Consider the following 21,388-nt stretch of genomic DNA (forward strand, 5'->3'; position numbering starts at 1 on the left):
GACCTGTGCCGCCAGAGGCCGCCTGGGCGCGAAGACCACGGACCGATCTACCGGACATGTCCTGGTCCGGCCGGGCGCGTACGGCGACCAGCCCCTGTTCGGCTTGGTAATGCGCGAGGTCGACGTCACCGGCGAGCGGGCCGAGCACCGCGGCACCGGACAACGCGACGGCCCGGCGCAGGATTTCCGGCCACGACTCACCACGGCTCAAACCCAGCGCCAGCGCCGCGACGGCGGCGTCACCCGCGCCGGTGGTGTTGCCCCGCAGCACAGTGGACGGTGCCGCGTGCCAGGTGCCGGCCCCGGTCACCGCCAGCAGCCCCTCAGGCCCGAGCGAGACGACGACCGCCCCCGCCCCGGCCTTGCGGAGTTCGGCCGCGGCGGACACCGGATCACGCAGGCCGGTGACCTCGCGGAGTTCGCCGGCGTTCGGTTTGACGACCGACGGCCGCCCGGCCAGCCCGGCGAGCAGTGCTTCGCCGGAAGTGTCCAAGATGGATGGTGCGCCGCCGAACAGCCCGGCGTACCCCCCGGCGCCCGGCGGGAGGCTGCCCGAGCAGACGAGCACGTCCGGCTTTCCGGACCGAACAGCGGAGGCAAACGCTTGCCATTCCTCGCCGGTCAGCCGCGGCCCGGGTTCGTTGAGCAGTGTGACTGAGCCGTCGTCCGCCAAAACCGTGGTGGTACGCCGGGTTTCCCCGGCGATCGGGACGACGTCGACTGGGATCTTCGCCGCCGCGAGGTCGTCCTCGACGGCGGCTCCCGTCGTGCCACCGGCCGTGAGCACCGCGCGGACCTCGACCCCGAGCGCGTGCAGCACCCTGGCGACGTTGACGCCCTTGCCACCGGCCCGGTACCGCACATCCCTCGCGCGGTGCACGTCACCGGGCCGGAGACCGTCCACTGTGTACGTGACGTCCAGCGCGGTGTTCGGCGTGACGGTGACGATCACGACGGCCTCGCGCTCTCAGGTGAGGACGACGGATCGGGTGAGACCGCGGGGGTTGTCCGGGTCGAGCCCCTTGCGGGCGGCGATCGCCCCGGCGACACGCTGCGCGCGGACCAGGTCCGCGAGCGGGTCCAGGCCGCTCTCGACGAACAGGCCACCCGCGCGGGCGACGTCGTCGGCCAGCCCGTCCGGCGCCTGCCCGAACATCCAGGTGACGCGACCCGGTTCGCTGATGCTGATCGGACCGTGCCGGTAGTCCCACGCCGGGTACGACTCCGTCCACAGCAGACACGCCTCGCGGAACTTGAGTGCGGCTTCGTTGGCGATGCCCACCGACCAGCCGGTGCCGAGGAAGCTGAACTGCTCCGCGGTGACCAGTTCGTCGGGCAGCGGCTCGGCGAGTACGCGTTCGGCCTGATCGGCGGCCACGCTCAGGTCCTCGCCGAGGTGCGCGCGCAGCATCGCCAGCGCCGTGGTGGCGAAGCGGGTCTGCACGACCGAACGTTCGTCCACAACGGACAGATCGACGATGGTGTCCGCGGCGGCCTCGATCTCGCCTGGCACGCCGGTGATCGCGATGGTCGGTGTCTTCCCTCGCAGTTTCGCCAGCAGGGCGTGCACCTCGGTCGTCGTACCCGACCTGGTCAGCGCCACGACGTGGTCGTATTCGCGGGCAGGCGGGAACTCCGACGCGGCGAACGCGTCGGTCTCGCCGAGCCCGGCGGATTCGCGAAGGACGGCATACGCCTGGCCGATGAACCATGACGTGCCGCAGCCGACGATCGCGACCCGCGCGCCCGGTGGCGGCAGCAGAGCGCTGTTCGCCGAGGCCAGCGCCGCCGCGTCCCGCCAGCAGCCGGGCTGACTCGCGATCTCCGCCGCCATGAAGGTCCCGCTCATGAATTCCCCATCCGTGCCAGTTGTGCGCAGTAGCTGTCACGTTAGGTGCAGTTTTGTGCAGCGTCAATGCTCCAAGAGTGCAGTTTCACGCATTCGTTGCGCTCAGATGCGCAGGAAGGGCGGATTCACTCCCAGGGTGACCGGCCTCACTCCCCTGGCTGTCACAACCTTCCCGGCCCCACCGTCATGTGTACGGAAACCGACGGAGAGGAAAGATCATGGAAGCCCGAGTCAACCTGTTCGAGAACGAGGTCATCGTCAAGTACGCCAAGCGCCTCGGCGCCGCGAACCGCCCGATCGAAGAGTCCTCGCTGCCGCATGCGACGCAGGAACTGGTGAAACTGCGCGCCAGCCAGATCAACGGCTGCGGTTTCTGCACCGACATGCACAGCAAGGACGCCGCGCACGCAGGCGAGACCTCGGTGCGGCTCAACCTGGTCGCCGCCTGGCGGGAAGCGAACGTGTTCACCGAAGCGGAGCGCGCGGCACTGGCGCTGACCGAAGAGGGCACCCGGATCGCCGACGCCCACCACGGCGTCAGCGACGAGACCTGGGCGCAGGTGCGCAAGCACTACGACGACGAGCAGATCGGCGCCCTGATCGCCCTGGTCGCCACGATCAACGCGTACAACCGGCTCAACGTCATCGCCCGGACGCCTGCGGGCGACTACCAGCCCGGCATGTTCGACTGATCCTCGCGTTCACCGACAACAGGATCGCTTCGCCGGACAACGATCGAGGTGCGTCGGGCTGCTAAACCTGCGGGTACCAGCGATCCGGAGGTTCAGCCCGTGCAACTCGACGTCCGCTTCTTCCCCGTGACCGGAACCCATCGGCTCAGCACCGACCTCGTCGGGCTCCGCGCGAACTTCCACTACGGCTCCGGGAACGTGCTGGAGCAGCACTACGCGGACCGGACGACGATGATCTGGACCGGGGTGTCGGGTGACTTCGCCGGTGTCCGGCAAAAGGAGGCGACCCTGCGCGTCTTCGAAACCGGCCCGGCGCAGTATTTCGTCACCTGGTACGAGACCGGGACCGTCGCGACGGCCGCGCACGGGGAGATCTTCGACGGCGGCTACCCGATCGCGGTGATGGCCGACTTCGGCCAGTTGGTGGCGACGGCCGCTTACACGAACCCGCGTGAAGACGGCGGGCAATACTTTCTGGTGGACCAGGCGACCATCGAAATCCTGGAGCGCCCGCACGGATGGCCCTCGTTCCCCGAGCCGCGCGGCGCGTGACGGGATGGACGACACGCGTGACTGAACGGACGACACGTGTGACTGGACGGACGACACGGGCGCGGCCGGGCTGTGCGGCGTGTCGTCCATCCCGTCACGTGTGTCGTCCCGCTGATCACGCGACATCGCCAATCGCGACCACCGCGACCCGGCCGTCACGGACGAACAACCAGTGAGCGCGCAAAGGCAAAGCCCCCGCCCATGATCGCTTCCATACTGACGACCCGGAAGTCGGCAGGCAGGGAGCGCGGATGAGCAAGGAAGACACGTCACTCGCCAAGAACGTCCTGGGCGTGCCAGGCATCGTCTTCCTCGTGCTCGCCGCGGTCGCGCCCTTGACCGGGATGGTCGTGATCGCGGCCATCGGCATCGCGGTCGGGAACGGCGGCGGCATGGTCGCGGCGTTCCTGCTGGCCACGGTCGTCCTGCTGCTGTTCGCGGTCGGCTACGCGCAGATGTCGAAAGTCCTCACCAGCGCGGGCGGCTTCTACGCCTTCGTGGTCAAGGGTTTGGGCCGGACCCCGGGTCTCGTCGCCGGTTTCGTCGCGATGCTCGGCTACAACTGTTTCGTCGCGGGCGCGATCGGCACGAGCGGGTTCTTCACCTCCACCGCGATCGACACCGTCTTCGGGCTGAAGCTCGACTGGTTCTTCTGGAGCGCGCTTTCGGTGGTGCTGGTCCTGCTGCTCAGCCGGCGCGGAATCGCGGTCAGCGCGAAAGTGCTGGGAGTCTCGCTGATCCTCGAAGTGTCGATCCTGCTGATCATGGACTTCAGCGTGCTGTTCCGGCACGGCTTCTCCTTCGCCGCGTTCAGCCCGTCGGTCATCTTCCAGGGCGCGAGCGGTCTGGCGTTGTTGTTCGCCGCCAACGCTTTCATCGGATTCGAGGCGACAGCGCTCTTCGGCGAGGAGGCCAAGGAGCCCAAGCGGACGATCCCGCGGGCGACCTACATCGCCATCGGGTTCATCGGGGTGTTCGCCGCGTTCACGACCTGGGCCGTGGTCAGCGCGATCGGCGCCGAACAGGCGCAGGACGTGGCCGCCGAACACCTTTCGACCGGAGATCTGGTGCAGTCGGTCGCCCAGGAGTATCTCGGCGACACCTTGACCAAGGTGATGTTGCTGCTCTTGATCGTCAGCCTGTTCGCGGCGCTGCTGGCGCTGCACAATTCGGCCTCCCGTTACCTGTACGCGCTGGGGCGGGTCGGCGTGCTGCCGCGACTGCTGGGCAAGACCAACCCGCACAATGGCGCGCCGCGCTACGCATCGATCGTCCAACTGGCCTTCGGATCGTTGGTGGCGCTGGCGTTCCGGCTCGCCGGGCTCGACCCGGTCGCCGACCTCACCGCGAGCATGACCGGCTTCGGCACGCTCGGAATCCTGACCCTGCAACTGTTCGCGGCGGTGGCGATCCTCGTCTACTTCCGCCGGACCCGTGACCGCCGGATCGTGAAGACGCTGATCGCTCCCGGACTCGGGGCGGTGGGACTCGGAGTCATCGTGACGCTGGCCATCCTCAACTTCCCGACACTCGCCGGGTCGAGCAACGGCGTCGTCCCGCTGCTGCCGTGGCTGCTCCTGATCGTCGCGCTGGCCGGGCTCGGGCTCGCCGTCTGGCTGCGGAAGTCCCGTCCCTCGGTGTACGCGGCGCTGCAGTCCGATCTGGAACGGTCAGACGTTGTTGGTCAGTGAGAGGTTGAACGAGTAGCGCGAGGCGCGGTAGACATGCCATCCGTGCTCGACGACGCGGCCGGCGTCGTCATAGGTGGTGCGGCGCATGGTGAGCAGCGCCGCCCCCGGTTTTTCTGCCAGCAGCTCGGCGTCGTCCTCGGTCGCCTGCCGGGCGCCGACGTTCTGCTGGGCCGCGTGCAGGCGGACCCCCGCCGCGCGCAGTAACTGGTAAAGCCCCTTGTCCCGCAGTTCGTCGTCGTCCGGGTCGATGATGCCGTCGGGTAGGTAGTTGTTCATGATCGCCAGTGGTTCGCCGCCGGTCGAGCGCACCCGCTTCAGCCGCCGGACGTGCGTCAGGCCCGGTGTCTCGAGCCGCTCGGCCGCCTCTTCACCGGCGGGCTCGACCCGGTTGACGAGTACGACGGATTCCGGCTTGTCGCCGAGTTCGCTGAGGTCGTCGAAGAGGCTGCTCAACCGCAACGGGCGGGCGACCTTGGTGCGGACGACCTGCGTGCCGACACCGCGTTTGCGGACGAGCATCCCCTGATTGACCAGTGACTGGATCGCCTGGCGGACCGTCGGCCGGGACAGATGCAGCCGCGCGGCCAGGTCCAGCTCGTTGTCCAGTCTCGCGCCGTTCGGCAGCCTGCCGTCCTCGATCGCGGCGTGGAGTTGCCGCGCGACCTGGGAGTACAGCGGCTCCGGGCTGTCCGGATCCACCACGATCTCACCGGGTGCCCAGGGTTTCATGCGCGAAGCCTACCGCGACGAACCGCTATGTCCATATGTCTTGACAAAGTCTCCGGCACCTTGCGATGGTCGAGCTGTCACGCGAGCCAGGAGGAACAAAGGGTGTCCGACACAGTACGCCGCGTAGTCGCCACCCGAGTGAGCGATCCCGAGGCCATCGCGGAGGCCGCAGCCACCCGGACCAGGGCGGAAACCCCCTTTGGCGACAAGGGCCGCATGATGATCATCGCCGCGGACCATCCGGCACGCGGCGCGAACGGCGTCGGCTCCGCCCCGTTCGCGATGGCCGATCGCGGCGAACTGCTGGACCGTCTCGGCCTGGCGCTGGAGCGGCCCGGTGTCACGGGAGTGCTGGCGACGCCGGACATCATCGACGATCTGCTGCTTCTCGGCGTCCTCGAAGGCAAGACCGTCATCGGCTCGATGAACCGAACCGGCCTCGCCGGATCGAACTTCGAGATCGACGACCGATTCGCCTGCTACGACGCCGAAGCGATCGAACGGATGCGATTCGACGGCGGCAAAACGCTCACCAGGATCTGCCTGACCGACCCGGCGACGCCCGGCGTCCTGGAGAACACCGCGAAGGCGATCAACGACCTGGCCGATCGGAAACTGATCGCGATGGTCGAGCCGTTCCTCACCGACTGGGTCGACGGACGCCTCCGCAACGACCTCTCCCCCGAGGCCGTGATCCGCTCCATCACCATCGCCTCCGGTCTCGGCCGCACCTCGGCCTATACCTGGCTGAAACTCCCGGTGGTCGAGGACATGGAGCGCGTGCTGGCCGCGTCGACGTTGCCCGCCGTTCTGCTGGGCGGCGAGGTCAAGGACCCCGACGTCGCGTTCGCCGCCTGGCGGCGAGCGCTCGCCTTGCCGACTGTGCAAGGCCTCGTGGTCGGCCGGTCCCTGCTCTACCCGCACGACGGCGACGTCGCCAAGGCCGTCGACACGGCCGTCGGGCTGCTGTGAATCCGCTACCGGTGAAAGGCCGTCCCGTGAAGACCATCGACCACTGAACGTCACCGGTCACGAGAACGGGTTCTTCGTCGGACCGTCCTTTTTGGACAACGTGACCGAGGAGATCTTCGGTCCGGTGCTCGCGATCGGCGAGTGTCCACTGTGGACGAGGCAATCGCGCTGATCAACGCGAACCCTTACGGCAACGGGACCGCGATCTTCAGCGGCAGCGGTGAGGCCGCGCGGAGGTTCCAGCGCGAGGTGAAGGTGGGGATGATCGGGGTGAACACGCGGGCGAAGGTCGTCACCACACGCTGGCCGCACACCGCCGCCGGTTTCCACTTCCCGACTTCGAGCTGACGCCCCGCGATTCGTCCTCTAGTTGCGGTAGTTGCACACGCAAGGACCGCAACTAGAGGACGAATTGCGGGAGGGGTCAGCGCACCTGTTGCTGCCGTTTGCCGACGATCCGCCAGCCGACGGCCAGCACCACGACCAGCACCGGGATCGAGTAGAACGCGATCTTCTCCGCGCCGTCGGAGAAGCCCATCAGGACCACGACCAGTGCGAGGAAGCCCAGCGTCGCCCAGCCGCTGTAGGGCGCCAACGGCATCCGGTACGACGGCCGTTCGAGCTCGCCGCGCAGCGCCGCCTGGCGCAGCCGCAGCTGGCAGAAGATCAACGTCGCCCACGTCGTGATCACGCCGAGCGAGGCGATCGCGATCGCGATGTCGAAAGCGTCCTTCGGCACCAGGTAGTTGAGCACCACGCCCAGCACGTAGGCGCCGGAGGTGAACAAGATTCCGCCGTAGGGCACGTGACGGCCGCTCATCTTGCCGACGAACTTCGGCGCCTCACCCTTGTCCGCCAGCGCGCGCAGGATACGGCCGGTCGAATAGAGCCCGGAGTTGCAGCTCGACAGCGCGGCGGTGAGCACGACGGCGTTCATCACGTCGCCGATGCCCGGGATCCCGAGCCGTGAGAAGACGGTGACGAACGGGCTCTCACCACCGTTGTAGAACGGCCAGGGCAGCAGCATCGCCAGCAGCAGCACGGAACCGACGTAGAACACGCCGATCCGCCAGACCACGCCGTTGATCGCCTTCGGCAGTACCTTGCGGGCGTCCTTGGTCTCGCCTGCCGCGATGCCGACGACCTCGATCGCCGAGTACGCGAAGATGACCGCCTGCAAGGTCATCAGCGCGATGCCGACACCCGCCGGGAAGAACCCATTGTGGGCGGTCAGGTTGTGCACACCGGCCGTGGTGCCGCCGATGTCGGCGCTGGTGAGCACCAACCCGATCGCGGTGACCAGGAAGACCACGATGGCCAGCACCTTGACCACCGAGAACCAGAATTCCAGCTCGCCGAACAGCTTCACCGAAAGGAGGTTCACCAGGATCAGGACGCCGAGGGCGACCAGTGCGGTGATCCACTGTGGTACGTCGGGCAGCCACTTGTGCACGTAGATCGCCACCGCGGTGATTTCCGCGATGCCGGTCATCGCCCAGTTCACCCAGTACATCCAGCCGGAGGCGAAACCCGCCCACGGCCCGATGAACTTGCGGGCATAGGTGACGAAACTGCCGGAAGTCGGCTCGTGCAGCACGAGCTCACCGAGCGCACGCATCACGAAATAGGCGGCGATGCCGCAGAGCGCGTACGACAGGACCAGCGACGGCCCGACCTGCTGGAGCTTGCCACCGGCACCGAGGAACAGCCCGACACCGATCGCGCCGCCGATGGCGATCATCTGCACCTGGCGGTTGCCCAGTGCTTTTGAGTAGCTTTCACCTTTTTCGGTGAGCAGCGAGGAATCCATGGTTGCCAGACGCTAGAGCTTGTGCGACACGTCACCAACGTTGCTAAGGAAGACTTAAGGTGTGCGGGACGTCACTCTGGTGATTATACTGGTATTTCCCCTTTCGATTTGACAAATTCACCCGGGAACCCCGATCTTCGCGCGCGAAGGCGGCCTCCTACGCTACGGCCGTGGACCTCGCGGCGTTGCTGGACCGGATCGCCGACGACGTCGCGCCGGAGATCGGCAGCGGTGCCGTCGCGGACTACATCCCCGCCCTGGCCAGGGTCGAACCACGGCAGTTCGGCATGGCGGTGGCCGAAGTGGACGGTGGGGTGCACGGTGCCGGTGACTGGCAAGCGCCGTTCTCCATCCAGAGCATGTCGAAGGTCTTCACCCTGGCGCTCGCGCTCTCCCACGGCGACGGCGTGTGGACGAGGGTGGGCCGCGAGCCGTCCGGAAACCCGTACAACTCGCTGGTGCAGCTGGAGAACGAGGGCGGGATCCCCCGCAATCCCTTCATCAACGCCGGGGCGCTGGTGGTGACCGACGAATTGGCGCGCCATGGTGACGCCGCGGAAACACTGCTTCGGTTCCTCCGCGAGGAAAGCGGCCGCGCGGACATCGGAATCGACGCCGAGGTCGCCGCGTCGGAGGCCGGGCACGCCGACCGCAACCGCGCCCTCGCGTACTTCATGGCGTCCTACCGGAACATGCGCAATCCGGTGCCCGCCGTCCTCGACCAGTACGTTCGCCAGTGCTCGATCGCGATGAACTGCGCGGACGTCGCGCGTTCGGCGGTGTTCCTCGCCCGCCACGGCGTCCGCAACGACGGCACCCGGTTCCTCGGCCTGAGTGCCGCCAAGCGGGTCAACGCGGTGATGCTGACCTGCGGAACCTACGACGCGGCCGGCGAATTCGCCTACCGCGTCGGGCTTCCCGGCAAGAGCGGGGTCGGCGGCGGCATCGTCGCGATCGTCCCCGGCCGGTGCGCGGTCTGCGTGTGGAGTCCCGGGTTGGACGCGCGCGGCAACTCCGTCGCGGGCGTCGCGGCGCTGGACCGGTTCACCACGCTGACCGGCTGGTCGATCTTCTAGCCGATCCGGTTTCGGACCCCGGCGGGCGGGGAAGCCGCCGATGTGCAGACCTTCCTCCCGTTCGCCGACTTCAGCGCCTCGGCCTCCGCGCTCGATCAGCGGAGGCTGGGCAAACAACGAGTGGAGACCATTCAGGTCCTGCGCGCACTGACGGTGCCGGGCTACGGTTGGCGCCACCATCCGGCCGCGGCGATGTGGGCGGGTTACGAAGAGGCCCTCGTCCGTTACGGATTCGAAGTTTGCGAAGTCTGGTGCGCGACGGGCAGGCAGGACACCTGCCGCGAAACGCTGCGGCTGGACCTGCTCCGCACCGCCGGTGTGGAGCTCATCCGCACCCAAGCCCAGCTCGCGGTGGCCAAGGAACTCCCGCCTTGGCTCGGCGACACTGATTTCCACCGCAGCCATCAGTCGGCCCTGGTCCGCAAACAACCCGAGCACTACCGCGCGAGATTCCCGGACGTCCCCGACGACCTGCCCTACGTCTGGCCCGCGTCCGACCGTCCACGACGGACACCTGCCGAGAAGAAGTGACGGCGAAACGCCACCTCAGGTGCTGGGCCGCCCCATCTCGTGCCCCGGTCGCCCGTCGGTACGCCGCCGCCGCTTGATCCGCTCCTCGTGCAGGTGCCGGCGTCCGCCGGTGAGATCTCCGGCGATGTCCCGGGTCATCCCGCGGAAGGCCGCGTAGTAGCCGTCGTCGTACTCCTCGATCAGCTGGAAGGTCCACCGCTCCGGCAGTACGTTGAGCCCGATCAGCTCGGTCCGGATCCGCTCCGCCCACTCGGGATGCCCGGCCTGCTGAAGCGCCTCCGCGGCTTCGTCGAGTGCGAAGTCGGCGGTTCCCGTGAGGTGATGGAAGGCGTACAGGTGGCCGCGCGCCTGTTCGACCGTTTCGAGGGCGAAGACCAGTTTTCCGACGGCGTCGACGGTCGCGTCATCGGGTTCTGAAGGTGAGTCCGGCATGTCCTGCTATTTCCCCGGACCCGGCGGTTTCACACCACCCTCATCGGTGGCTTTCGACGGCGATCCTGGCGAACGAGCGGATCAGCGGGCTCTCCCGCCCGGTCACCCACGCGACGACGAGCGGGCTCGGCGGCAGGTCGGCCAACGGCACCCAGGTGAGCCCGTCGGGCAGGACGTGCCCGAGCGGCGCGATCCCCGCCGTGCCGTTCCATAGGACGGCTTGCAGGCATTCGCTGACCGTGCGCACCACCGGACCGGCCGGTCGCTCCCCGACCGGCGCCGCCCCGTTCCAGTACGCGCGCCACAGCGGGTCCGTTTCGTCCGGTAGCTGGAACCAGGGCCGATCGGCGACGTCGGCCAGTTCGATCGACTCGCGACCGGCGAGCGGGTCGCCGGTGCGCAGGACGAGCCCGACCGGGTCGGAACGCAGGACCCGGACGCTGATGCCGGTCTCGTCGAACGGCGACCGGGTCAGCGCGACGTCGGCCAGTCCGGCGCGCAAACCGGTGGTGGGGTCGGTGAAATCCGCCTCGCGGAAACGGATCGAGACCTCGGGATGACGTCGGCGGAACGCCGCGGCCAGCCGGGTGCCCGCCTCCCCCGCCCCGTCGGCGAGGGTGCCGACGGTGAGCGTCGCGGGGCCTGCCGCCGCCGTGACGCGAGCGCGGACACGTTCGGCCTGGTCCAGCAGGGTACGAGCCTCGGCGTACAGGGTGCTCCCGGCCGCGGTGGGCTCAACCCCGGCGGCCGAGCGGAGCAGCAGCACGACTCCCAAGTCGTTTTCCAGCTGCTGGATGGCCCGGCTCAGCGGCGGCTGGGTCATGTGCAGCCGCGCGGCAGCCCGGCCGAAATGCCTCTCCTCGGCGACGGCCACGAAGTAACGCAGCAGGCGAAGTTCCATCACCGGCGATGATACCCAGCCGGTATCGGGCCGGGAAGATCGGACTTGGACGGCGGAGGGCTCCCGGCGGCACATTCGGATCATGCCCTTCGAACCACTCACCCACGATCCCGTCGTCGATCCAGGCCAGGCCCGCGAAGTCGCCCGCGACGTCGTCGTGCTCCCGAACCTCGGTGCCGGTCTCGTCCCCAACATCGGCTTCATCGGCGGCGAGCACTCGGTACTCGTCGTCGACACCGGGCTGGGCCCGCGCAACGCCGAGAAGGTGCTCGCCTTCGCGGCCGAGCAGGCCCGTGGCCGCGAGCTGTACCTGACCACCACGCATTTCCACCCCGAGCACGCGTTCGGCGCGCAGGTTTTCGCGGACCACGCGACCTACCTCGTCAACCGCGCGCAGGCGGCGGACCTGGTCCACAAAGGACCGTCCTACCTGGAGATGTTCCGCGGCCTCGGCGCCCCGGTCGCGCGGAACCTGGAAGGCGTCGAGCTGGTCGCACCGGACGTGGTCTACGACAAGGGGTACGACCTCGATCTCGGCGGACGGGTCGTGCGTCTGGAAGCGACCGGCCGCGCACACAGCAAGGGCGATCAGGTGGTGACCGTCCCCGACGCGGGCGTGCTGTTCACCGGGGATCTGATCGAGGCCGGTCAGTTCTCGATCTTCCCGTGGTTCCCGCCGTACGACACCGACGTGTCGGGATCGAGGTGGATCGAAGTGCTGGCAAGGCTGGCCGCCGCCGGGCCGGACATCGTCGTCCCCGGCCACGGCGACGTCTCCGGACGCCGGATCCTGACCGACGTCCGCGAGTACCTCGAACTGCTGCGCGACGAGACCTGGAAGCGGCGCGATTCGGCTCTCCCCGAAGAGACCATCGCCGCGGAGGTCGAAGCGCGGATGATCGGACGCCACCCCGAGTGGGAGGGGCGGGATTGGATCGCGAAAGGCGTCGGCTGTTTCTGCGCGGAACACTCAGGCCATGAGGCAGCAAGCGCCGGTGAAGCAGCCGAAGGTCCCTCCGCTTGACACGTTCTTCCAGTTGTCGAAGTGATCGATCACGACGTCGACTTCGGCCGGCCCCACCGCGGTGACGTCGAACCCGGAGTCGGCGAAGAAGCGGCGGATGTCGTCGGAAACGGCGGTCTTCATTGGAATTCTCCCTGTCGAACCTGCGGTATTCGGTACCGGAATCGTGCAGGCCCGGCCCCTCCGGCCGACAGTGCGAAGCACCATGGACGACGTGTGGCTTTCGTCTGCTCCATTCGGCCGGTGAAGGGTTACTTGAAGATGGCGATGGGATGGACGACGAGTTCGCCGGTTTCGGGGTCCCAGTCCTCGACCTTGCCGAGGCACCGGGCCCGGAACGCGCCCGCGGGCACGGAGTCCCGCAGATCGCCGGTCACGCAGGTGAACCGGATCCGCCTGCTCTTCTCCGGGTCGTCCGGATTTCCGTACGGTGCGACGAAAACCGTCTCGTCGTCGGTCTGTGATCGCTTGCGGAACAGGCCCTTCACCGAGACGAACGCGTCGACGCCACGCAGCCGCGTCTTGAGCTGGCGGGTGCTCTCGGCACCGTCGGACCACCCGAGTTCCTTGACCAGCGCGCGATTGTGGACGAGTTCCTGTTTCGACAGATCGACGTAGATGATGTCATGGTGCTTCTCCAGCACCTTCATCACGATGCCGATCACGGTGATCGGTTCGGCCTTGTGGATGTAGCGCCGGAACTCCTCGTTGGTGTCGGTGCGCTCCGTTTCCCCTTTGAGCGGGCCGAATCCGCCCGATCCCCAAAACCGCCAGCCGCGGCTCCGCCGTTTCTCCACCTCCTGCTCCAACGCCTCGTTGTACCGGTGCAACTGGTAAAGACCCATCACGGATTTCGCGTGCAGGTAGAATCCGATGCCCCGGATCATCCCCTGATCGCCGTCGGAACGCGTGCGGCGCCAGTGTTTCACGAAGATCACGAGCGCGACGACGAAGGCGACCAACGTCAATACCCAGACGGCCAGCCACAGTCCCCAGACTTCCCACCACAGATTATCGGCAGCCACGGATCTCCTTGAACGCGTCGAGCAGGGAGGTCGAGTTCGCGTCGACCAGATGACCACCGGTGGCCACGGCCGCGCGATCCAGTTCGGCGCGATTCGCCTCGCCGAACCGGATGGTGTACGTGTGCACGCCGGATTCCCTTGGCGCGCGCAGGAATTCTTCGATGTCCTGGCCGGCGTTGCTCTCGCCGTCGGTCATCAGCACGATCGAGACGTGCTGGCCGGGTTCGGCCCGGCGATGGGCACCCGCCTTCGCATAGGCCTCGCCGAGCGCCGACCAGACGGCGGTACTGCCGTCGAAGTCGTCGGTGGCGATGAAGGCCCGCAGCGCGTCGAGATCCCGCGGCCCGTTGATCGTGAACTCCCGGTCCCCCAGGATCTTCCCGCCGAAACGGAGGACCGTGAGCCGCTCGCCGCGGTAGAAACGATCGAAACCGCCGCCCGATTCGCTCAATCCGGCGAAAGTCGCCCTGAGCGCGGCGATCCGCGAACCTTTCATCGAACCGGAGAAGTCCAGCACGAAGATCACTCGCCCCGGATTCCAGCCCGCGGGATCGGCGTAGTCGCCGAGCAGTTTGTCCACCACCGCCGGATCGTCGGGGAAGTACAGCGAGTTCCCGGTCGAGGCGGGCAGCCTCGGATCGAGCCCCACGTCGCCGACGACCGGCCGCCGGAGGGTCTTTTCCATCAGTTTCTTCTGTGTCGCAGGGCTTCTGACCCAGGAGACGACCTTGTCGTATGCTTCCCGCTTGGCCGGGTCGAGCAGGAGGATCGGGTACTCCGCCTGGACGATGCCGTCGCGCGGGTACACCAGTTCCAGCGGCGCCTTGAGCCTGCCGCCGCCGTTCAGCGTGAGCAAAGTGGACTCGTAGCCGATGATCGCGTCGACTTCCTGGCGCTCGGCGAACCGGTCGGCCAGCGCGGCCGACGTGTCCGCGGTGACCGTGTGCCCGGTGCGGAAGCCCTGCAGCTTGTCGCACTTCACGTCCTCGAGCCGCAGCGCCGCCCCGGTGCCCGCGGCCGCTGTCGCCACCCCGACGAGTGAGATGAGTCCGCTGGACGCCGTGGCGGGGTTCGCCATCGCGAACCGGAACGAACCGCCCGCGGCGGCGTCCGCCAGGTCGGCCCAGGACAGTTTGCCGTCCGGTTTGCCGCGGCGCAGTTCCGCCGCCTTCGCCGGGGTCATCCCGACGACGACCGGCGAGATCATGGTCTTGGTGGCGAGTGGCCGTTCGCCCTTGTCCGCGGTCTGCCGGAAGTCGAGCTGGAAGAACCGGTCGGTGGAAATCCAGGCGAGATCGTGCTCGGCCCTGCCGGGAATGAGGGCGGCACTCGTGTTGAGGGCTCCCTGGAAATCCATTTCCAGTTCGATTCCCGTTTCCGCGCGCAGATCGGCGAGGATCGGCCCGAGATCGGCGAGTTCGGGGCTGGCCAGGACGCGCAGTTTCACCTGCTGTCCACCACTCGTACACGCGGCGGACACCAGGAGCAGGCAGCACAGGACCGTCAGGAGTCGCTTCACGGGCAGTCCCCGACGGTCTTGATCATCTCTTCCAGCACCAGGTTGTCGGGCAACGGCGTGGTGCTGTCGTTGTCCGCGATCTCCGGGGTCGGCAGCCCCTGTTCACGCAGGAAGTCGTACAACCGCGCGCTTTTCGTGCTGCCCGCCGGGGTCGCGACACCGAACCCGAGTTCCATCGCGCGGTGCTGCAGGTCGGGATCGAAGGTGATCAGCTCGCCAAGGCGTTCCGCTTCCGGTTTCAGGGCGAGGAACTGCGGCTTCGTCAGGATGTTGTCCTTGGGGTACAGCAGGACGCGGTCCGGATCGTGCTGCCCGCTCTGCGCCTTGGCCCGCAACTGCATGGCGAGGTACTGGTGCTCGTAGATGACGACGATCGGCTTGTCGCCCTCGGCCAGATTCGCGTAGGACTCGGACAGGTCGGACGACGGGAAGCCCTGTGCGGCAACCAGCGGTTTGATCCGGTTGGCCAGTTCCTTCACTCTCGACAGGTTCGGCGGCCCGGCGGGCGCATCGGCCGGTGGCGGGCCGACGACCGGTACCCTGCGACTGTTCTCGAGGAACGCCAGCAAGATCAGGTACGTCGCGCCCGAGTTGGAGTCGCAGATGTTCGACGTCTGGGCCAGCACCCGGTTTCCGTTTTCCGCGCCGAAAGCGCGGACGCCCAGCGAATTCCAGGTCTGATCCTGCCTCATCGTCTGGATGAACTTCTCGGTGTCCAGCGTGTAGTAGAGCGGGTCCTTCCCCGGAGGTTTCGAAGCGATCTCCTTGCTCACCAGTGTGTCGGCGTAGCGGCGGTACGTGGCGAGAACGATGGGGCTGGTGAACGGCTGCCGCGCGCTGCCCGTCCACTGGTTCGCCCTCGACCGCCGGACGAGGCCCGCGGCCGGCTCGCCGGACATGAACACGAAGTCGTACTGGCTGAGGTCGTGCGTGGCCGTGTCCCGCGATCCCGCCCTGGTCACGTGGACACGGATGTGATGGCGCATCAGGATTTCCTGGACCTTCGCGTCCTCGAAGAGATCCGATTTGGAACCCATCTTGCCGCGCAGGAGCAGTGTCTGCTGAAAGGGCACCACGACCGTCCCGGTCAAGAGCAGCACGATCAGGCCGCTCACGGCGAGGGCGAGCGCGGGCCCGAAACTGCGGAGAAAACGTCGGCGCAGAAAGAACGCCGAAGGCTTTGGTCGGATGGTGAGCTGGGGTTCTTCACGAAGCGATCTATCGGTGGTCACCGATTTCCTCCCCGAATGTCCGGCGAGGCCCATTTTACCGGGAAACACCGACAGAAAAGCACGTCTCGATTCGGCTTCCCGCCGCTTCGGGACCCACCCCCACCAAGCCGGGAGACCGGACGGTTAGGCTCTTCGGTGGCGAAAACAGCCATGCACCACGACGCCGGGAGATCTGAACCGCCATGCTGGACCGAGCAGTCATCGACGCCCTCTTCCCCGCCGACCTGCCCGAACCCGAGCACTGGGAACAGCGTTACCCCGCCCGCGAGCTCCCCGAGGGTGCCCTGGTCACCCGGTTCGGCCCATCGCCCACCGGCTTCGTCCACATCGGCGGGGTCTACGTCGCCACCATCGACCAGGACGTCGCCCGCCGCAGCGGCGGCCGCTACCTGGTCCGGGTCGAGGACACCGACCGGTCCCGCGAGGTCGAAGGGGCCATCGACCAGTTCGAACGTGGCTTCGCCTACTTCGGCCTGGCCGCCGACGAGGACATCCACCGCGGTGGCGACTACGGCCCGTACCAGCAGTCCGAGCGCGAGCAGATCTACCTGACCTACGTCCGCCACCTGCTCCGCCTCGGCCGCGCGTACCTCGACTTCGCCACCAAGGACGAGCTGGCGGCGATCACCGCCCGGCAGCAGGCCACGAAGCTGCCGACCGGCTATTACGGTTCCTGGGCGATCTGGCGTGACGCCGACCCCGCCGACGTCCAGGCCAAGCTCGACGCCGGTACCCCGTACGTCGTGCGGTTCCGCGCGCCGGACGACACCGGCGCCCGCGCCCGGTTCACCGACGCCATCCGCGGCCCCCTTGAGGCCGAGGCCAACCGCAACGACGTCGTCATCCTCAAGAGCTCCGACCAGAGCCCGCGGCTGCCGACCTACCATTTCGCGCACGCCGTCGACGACCACCTGATGCGCGTCAACCTGGTCATCCGCGGCGACGAGTGGATCTCGTCGGTGCCGACGCACCAGCAGCTGTTCGACGCGCTCGCCTTCGAGCCGATCACGTACGCGCACATCGCGCCGCTGATGAAGCAGGAAGGCGGCAGCAAGCGCAAGCTGTCGAAGCGCAAGGACCCGGAAGCGAGCGTCGACTTCTACATCGAGTCCGGCTACCCCACGAAGGCCGTCCTGTACTACCTGCGTGGCCTCGCCAACGGCCGTCTAGCCGAGATGCCGCTCGAGGAAGCCCTGGCCGAGCCGATCAACCTGGACGAGTGCGGGGTCGCCGGACCGCTGGTCGACCTGGTCAAACTCGACGACATCTCGGCCGACCACATCGCCACCCTGTCCGGCGCCGAGATCCTCGCCGAGGTGAGCGCCTGGGCCGAGCGGTTCGACCCGGCGCTGCGGACCGTCCTCGACGCCGAGCCCGACCTCGCGCTCCGCGCGCTGGCCGTCGAGCGCGACGGGGCCGAGAACCCGCGCAAGGACCTGAAGAAGTGGAGCGAGTTCCGCGCCGTCTACGGCTTCTTCTTCCCGCAGCTGCACGCCGCCGTCGAAGGTCCCGACGACGAGCGCGTCGCCGCTCTCGGCGTCGACCGCGACGTCGTCCAGGCCGTGGCACGCGACTTCGTCGAGAACTACCAGCAGCTCGACGACGGCCAGGAGTGGTTCCAGCAGATCCGCGACGTGGCCGCGAAGCACGGCTTCGCGAAGAACGCCAAAGAGCTCAAGAAGAACCCCGAGGGTTACCCGGGTTCCATCCGGGAGGCTTCGCAGATCATCCGGATCGCGATCACCGGTTCGACCCGGAGCCCGGACCTGCACTCGATCACGCAGGCACTGGGTCGCGAGGAGACGCTGGGGCGGTTCGCCGGTCTCATCGGCTAGGTCTCATTCGCAGTACGTGAACGCCCCTTTCCCGCATGGGCATGCGGGGCTTGGGTTTCTAGTGGTGGTTGCAGGGACTGCCCTGCCCTGTCGCGACGTAGCGAAGGCCTCCTTCCCTGCCTTGGGAGTAGGGCCCCCGGCAAAGTCGTAGAGCTGCTGGTCAACGCTGCCGGCCTTCACGTACTTCAGGTGGACGACGGCACCACTACCGAACTCGCCAGCAGCGCCGGACCTGATGGGTCGCGAAAGCCACTTCGAGACATCAGACGTCGCGAAAGTGGCTTTCGCGACACGTGATGGGCGTCGCGAACCAGGGAATCGCCACACTGGACGCAGGGAAGGAGGCTTTCGCGTACTGCGGTAGGGCCTGCCCCCGCAGGGCCCGGTGGCCGACCCCAGTGTGTTCCCGCTCCTCCCTCGGCAAGCTCGAACCCCGAGCGAAAGCCAGACGAGCGGGAGAACCGGCATGACGGTGGACGACGAGCGACGCGGCGGAACAGCGGTGGCGAGGACGGCCGCTGCCTTGATCGCGGCCTCGGCGCTGCTGTACTTCGGCACCGGGCCGGACCCGATCCCGGCCCTGTCCTGGCTGGCACCGCTCCCGATCCTGCTGCTGGCCCCGAGCGCGAGCGCCCGAGCGACACTGCTCGCCGCGTTCGCCGCCGGGTTCCTGGGGACCGCCAACAGCTGGGCGTACTTCCTCGGCTCGGACTCGATCCCGCTGCCGATGGTGGCGGTGATCGTCCTCGGTTCTTCAGTGTTGCTCATGCTTTCCGTCGCGGTTTTCCGCGCTTCGGTACTCCGGGGGCGTCCACTGACGGCGGCGCTCGCCGCGCCCGCGGTGTGGGTGACCGGTCTGTACCTGGTCTCGGTGGCCAGTCCGGTCGGGGTGATGGGCACGTTCGCCACGACCCAGGCCGATCAGCCCGTCGTGCTCCGGATCGCCGCCATCACCGGCGCGTGGGGCGTGGAGTACCTGGTACTGCTCGTCCCCGCGGCGGTCGCGGCGCTGCTGGCGCCGGGCGTCGCCACTGGATCGCGGCTGCGCACCGGCGCCGTGGTCGGGTTGCTTCTGGTCGCGGCCCTCGGTTACGGGCTGATCCGGCCGGGCTCGGCGGAGCCCACCACGCGCGTCGCCGCCATCGCGAAGACCGACAACCATTGGGCGACCGAAGTCCTCAGCCCCGAGGGCAAGGGAATCCTTCAGTCCTATGTGGACCAGATCGCCACTCTGCCCGGCGGCGTCCGGCTCGTGGTCCTGCCCGAGGCGGTGTTCACCGTGGACGAAGCGAGCACGGAGGTCTTGGTGCGGCCGCTCCGCGAGGCCGCCGTGGCCAGGGGCGCGGACGTCGTCGTCGGCGCGATCGTGAAGCAGGCCCGCGGTGGCCGGTACAACGCCGTCTTCGGTGTCCCCTCGGACGGAAGTCCCGCCTCCGTGTTCCACAAGTGGCACGTGGGCGGCTCCCCCGGCACGATCCCCGGTGACAAGCTCGCCCGGCTGCCCGGCGGGGTGGGCCTCCAGAACTGCATGGACGTCAACTTCCCGTCGCCGAGCCGGGACTACGCGCTGCTGGGCACGCCGTTGATCGCCGTCCCCGCCGACGACGAGGACGTCGACGGCTGGCAGCACAGCCGGACGGCGTTGCTGCGCGGCGTCGAGAACGGCATGGCGATGGCGTGGGCCGCCACCGACGGCAGGACGATCGTCACCGACCCGTGGGGCACCGTGCTCGCCGAAGACCGCACCGGTGGCAAGCCGTTCGCCGTCGCGGTCGCCGACGTACCCGGCGGCGTCGGCCCCACGCCGTACAGCCGATTCGGTGACTGGTTCGCCTGGCTGTGCGCGGCCGTGGCGCTACTCGGCACCGCGTCCGGACTCCGCGGCGCGAAGAGGAATCCGCGATCGTGACCCCGGCCTCATCACAGGGAACCGAGCGCTCGCATCCGCACGCGCGGGCTTAACCTGATCTCGATTCCCACTCCGATCACGTCAGGTTGCCGCGTGCCCTCATCGTCTTCACCGTCGTTGTCCCGCATGCGGCCTTCCTGGCTTTCGCCGAAGGTCGCCCGCACCGAGATCCTGGCCGGCCTCGTGGTGGCACTGGCGCTGATCCCGGAGGCGATCTCGTTCTCGATCATCGCGGGTGTCGAGCCGAGCATCGGGCTGTTCGCGTCGTTCACGATGGCCGTGGTGATCTCCGTCGTCGGCGGCAGGCCCGCGATGATCTCCGCGGCCACCGGCGCGATCGCGCTCGTGGTCGCCCCGATCGCCCGTGAACACGGCCTCGGGCATCTGATCGCCACGGTGATCCTCGGCGGGCTGTTCCAGATCGCGCTCGGTTCGCTCGGCGTGGCCAAACTGATGCGGTTCGTCCCTCGCAGCGTCATGGTCGGCTTCGTCAACGCGCTCGCCATCCTGATCTTCCTCGCTCAGCTGCCCGAACTCATCGACGTGCCATGGCCGGTCTACCCGCTGTTCGCCGCGGGCCTGGTGCTGATGGTGCTGTTCCCCCGCTTCACCAAGGTGGTCCCGGCGCCCCTGGTGTCGATCGTCGCGCTCACCGCGCTGACCGTCGGCGCCGGCATCGTGGTCCCGGCCGTGGGTGACAAGGGCGCGCTGCCGTCTTCCCTGCCGGTGCCGGGACTGCCGGACGTCCCGTTCACCATGAGCACGTTCGCCCTGCTCGCCCCGTACGCGCTCGCCTTCGCGCTGGTGGGCCTGATGGAGTCGCTGATGACGGCGAAGCTGGTCGACGACATCACCGACACCCGCTCGAACAAGACCCGCGAAGCGATCGGCCAGGGCATCGCGAACATCGTCACCGGCTTCTTCGGCGGTATGGGCGGTTGCGCGATGATCGGCCAGACGATGATCAACGTGAAGACCGCCGGAGCCCGCACGCGGCTCTCCACCTTCCTGGCCGGTGCCTTCCTCATGGTCCTGTGCATCGTCTTCGGCCCGCTGGTGTCCCGCATCCCGATGGCGGCACTCGTCGCGGTGATGGTGCTCGTCGCCTTCGGCACCTTCGACTGGCACTCGATCGCCCCCGCGACCCTGAGGCGACTGCCCGCGGGCGAGATCATCGTCATGGTCGTGACCGTGGCGGTCGTCGTGGCCACCGACAACCTCGCCATCGGCGTCGTCCTCGGTTCGATCGTCGCGATGATCATCTTCGCGCGCCGTGTCGCGCACCAGGTCGAGGTCACCGCGGTTGTCGACCCGGACGGCTCCCAGGTCGTCTACGCGGTCACCGGTGGGCTGTTCTTCGCCTCCAGCAACGACCTCGTCCACCGGTTCGACTACGTGAACGACCCCGACTCCGTCGTCGTCGACCTCACCGGTGCCCGCATCTGGGACGCCTCCACCGTCGCCGCGCTCGACGCCGTGACCGGCAAGTACCGGGCGCGGGGCAAGACCGTCGAGATCGTCGGTCTCGACGAGCACAGCGCGACCCTGCACGGCAGGCTCTCCGGGCAGCTCACCGACGGCCACACGGGGTGAAACACTCGGCGCCCGA

The 21,388-nt window shown here is 68.0% G+C and carries 19 protein-coding genes and 2 pseudogenes; 11 read left to right on the forward strand and 10 right to left on the reverse strand.

Annotation, left to right across the window (positions count from 1 at the left end; all coding sequences use genetic code 11):
- Nucleotides 1–64: 64 nt before the first annotated feature.
- Both BS329_RS07855 and BS329_RS07860 read right to left on the reverse strand, forming a co-directional pair.
- Nucleotides 65–952: pseudogene (locus BS329_RS07855) on the reverse strand (1-phosphofructokinase family hexose kinase); the annotation flags it as partial.
- A 15-nt stretch (nt 953–967) separates the two neighbouring features.
- The gene (locus BS329_RS07860; protein ID WP_076157333.1) at nt 968–1,849 is read right to left on the reverse strand and encodes an SIS domain-containing protein; all 882 of its coding nucleotides are present in this window, start codon (nt 1,847–1,849) and stop codon (nt 968–970) included.
- A 218-nt stretch (nt 1,850–2,067) separates the two neighbouring features.
- Between BS329_RS07860 and BS329_RS07865 the strand changes: the two genes are divergently transcribed.
- The 3 genes from BS329_RS07865 to BS329_RS07875 all read left to right on the forward strand — a co-directional run bounded on the left by BS329_RS07865 (nt 2,068) and on the right by BS329_RS07875 (nt 4,784).
- Nucleotides 2,068–2,541, forward strand: a complete 474-nt coding sequence (locus BS329_RS07865) for a carboxymuconolactone decarboxylase family protein (RefSeq protein WP_076157335.1) — start codon at nt 2,068–2,070, stop codon at nt 2,539–2,541.
- 99 nt (nt 2,542–2,640) lie between these two features.
- Complete coding sequence (locus BS329_RS07870) at nt 2,641–3,093, forward strand: MoaF C-terminal domain-containing protein (RefSeq protein WP_076157338.1); 453 nt, start codon at nt 2,641–2,643, stop codon at nt 3,091–3,093.
- A 251-nt stretch (nt 3,094–3,344) separates the two neighbouring features.
- Nucleotides 3,345–4,784 (forward strand): APC family permease, encoded by a 1,440-nt coding sequence (locus tag BS329_RS07875; protein WP_076157341.1) that lies wholly within the window; start codon nt 3,345–3,347, stop codon nt 4,782–4,784.
- Here BS329_RS07875 and BS329_RS07880 read toward each other — a convergent pair.
- Nucleotides 4,764–5,513, reverse strand: coding sequence for a GntR family transcriptional regulator (locus BS329_RS07880; RefSeq protein WP_076157344.1), 750 nt, complete (start codon nt 5,511–5,513; stop codon nt 4,764–4,766). The genes BS329_RS07875 and BS329_RS07880 overlap by 21 nt on opposite strands.
- A 102-nt stretch (nt 5,514–5,615) precedes the next feature.
- Here BS329_RS07880 and BS329_RS07885 point away from each other — a divergent pair, with 102 nt between their 5' ends.
- On the forward strand, nt 5,616–6,485 hold the full coding sequence (locus tag BS329_RS07885; RefSeq protein ID WP_076157346.1) for a Cgl0159 family (beta/alpha)8-fold protein: 870 nt from the start codon (nt 5,616–5,618) through the stop codon (nt 6,483–6,485).
- Nucleotides 6,486–6,516: 31 nt separating this feature from the next.
- A pseudogene (locus BS329_RS07890) lies at nt 6,517–6,833 on the forward strand (aldehyde dehydrogenase family protein); the annotation flags it as partial.
- A gap of 76 nt (nt 6,834–6,909) precedes the next feature.
- On the opposite strand, the gene BS329_RS07895 reads toward BS329_RS07890, so the two are convergent.
- Nucleotides 6,910–8,295 carry an amino acid permease gene (locus BS329_RS07895; protein ID WP_076157352.1) on the reverse strand — a complete coding sequence of 462 codons (1,386 nt, stop codon included), beginning with the start codon at nt 8,293–8,295 and terminating at the stop codon, nt 6,910–6,912.
- A 170-nt stretch (nt 8,296–8,465) separates the two neighbouring features.
- Between BS329_RS07895 and BS329_RS07900 the strand changes: the two genes are divergently transcribed.
- On the forward strand, nt 8,466–9,371 hold the full coding sequence (locus BS329_RS07900; RefSeq protein WP_076157355.1) for a glutaminase: 906 nt from the start codon (nt 8,466–8,468) through the stop codon (nt 9,369–9,371).
- Between the two features lie 42 nt (nt 9,372–9,413).
- Nucleotides 9,414–9,902, forward strand: coding sequence for an MSMEG_6728 family protein (locus BS329_RS07905; protein ID WP_076157357.1), 489 nt, complete (start codon nt 9,414–9,416; stop codon nt 9,900–9,902).
- A gap of 15 nt (nt 9,903–9,917) precedes the next feature.
- Here BS329_RS07905 and BS329_RS07910 read toward each other — a convergent pair whose 3' ends face one another.
- Both BS329_RS07910 and BS329_RS07915 read right to left on the reverse strand, forming a co-directional pair.
- Nucleotides 9,918–10,334 carry a hypothetical protein gene (locus tag BS329_RS07910; RefSeq protein ID WP_076157360.1) on the reverse strand — a complete coding sequence of 139 codons (417 nt, stop codon included), beginning with the start codon at nt 10,332–10,334 and terminating at the stop codon, nt 9,918–9,920.
- 40 nt (nt 10,335–10,374) lie between these two features.
- Nucleotides 10,375–11,235: a LysR family transcriptional regulator gene (locus BS329_RS07915; protein ID WP_076157363.1), complete on the reverse strand. Its 861-nt coding sequence runs from the start codon at nt 11,233–11,235 to the stop codon at nt 10,375–10,377.
- 82 nt (nt 11,236–11,317) lie between these two features.
- Here BS329_RS07915 and BS329_RS07920 point away from each other — a divergent pair, with 82 nt between their 5' ends.
- The gene (locus tag BS329_RS07920; protein WP_076157365.1) at nt 11,318–12,259 is read left to right on the forward strand and encodes an MBL fold metallo-hydrolase; all 942 of its coding nucleotides are present in this window, start codon (nt 11,318–11,320) and stop codon (nt 12,257–12,259) included.
- Here the strand turns inward: BS329_RS07920 and BS329_RS43805 are convergent.
- From BS329_RS43805 to BS329_RS07935, 4 genes are all read right to left on the reverse strand, one after another.
- Complete coding sequence (locus BS329_RS43805) at nt 12,206–12,382, reverse strand: hypothetical protein (protein ID WP_167479993.1); 177 nt, start codon at nt 12,380–12,382, stop codon at nt 12,206–12,208. The genes BS329_RS07920 and BS329_RS43805 overlap by 54 nt on opposite strands.
- Nucleotides 12,383–12,510: 128 nt before the next feature.
- Nucleotides 12,511–13,284: a hypothetical protein gene (locus BS329_RS07925; protein WP_076157368.1), complete on the reverse strand. Its 774-nt coding sequence runs from the start codon at nt 13,282–13,284 to the stop codon at nt 12,511–12,513.
- A complete protein-coding gene (locus tag BS329_RS07930) occupies nt 13,271–14,803 on the reverse strand; it encodes a vWA domain-containing protein (RefSeq protein ID WP_076157371.1) in 1,533 nt (510 codons plus the stop codon). Before BS329_RS07930 ends, BS329_RS07925 begins: the two co-directional genes overlap by 14 nt.
- A complete protein-coding gene (locus BS329_RS07935; protein ID WP_076157373.1) occupies nt 14,800–16,035 on the reverse strand; it encodes a hypothetical protein in 1,236 nt (411 codons plus the stop codon). The genes BS329_RS07930 and BS329_RS07935 overlap by 4 nt, the downstream gene beginning before the upstream one ends.
- 182 nt (nt 16,036–16,217) lie before the next feature.
- On the opposite strand from BS329_RS07935, the gene BS329_RS07940 reads away from it, so the two are divergent.
- From BS329_RS07940 to BS329_RS07950, 3 genes are all read left to right on the forward strand, one after another.
- Nucleotides 16,218–17,870: a glutamate--tRNA ligase gene (locus BS329_RS07940; RefSeq protein ID WP_076157376.1), complete on the forward strand. Its 1,653-nt coding sequence runs from the start codon at nt 16,218–16,220 to the stop codon at nt 17,868–17,870.
- A gap of 466 nt (nt 17,871–18,336) precedes the next feature.
- Nucleotides 18,337–19,779, forward strand: coding sequence for a nitrilase-related carbon-nitrogen hydrolase (locus BS329_RS07945; RefSeq protein WP_076157378.1), 1,443 nt, complete (start codon nt 18,337–18,339; stop codon nt 19,777–19,779).
- Between the two features lie 126 nt (nt 19,780–19,905).
- Nucleotides 19,906–21,372, forward strand: a complete 1,467-nt coding sequence (locus BS329_RS07950) for a SulP family inorganic anion transporter (RefSeq protein WP_076157381.1) — start codon at nt 19,906–19,908, stop codon at nt 21,370–21,372.
- The last annotated feature ends 16 nt before the right edge of the window (nt 21,373–21,388 follow it).

This window comes from Amycolatopsis coloradensis (assembly GCF_001953865.1).
Classification (GTDB): domain Bacteria; phylum Actinomycetota; class Actinomycetes; order Mycobacteriales; family Pseudonocardiaceae; genus Amycolatopsis; species Amycolatopsis coloradensis.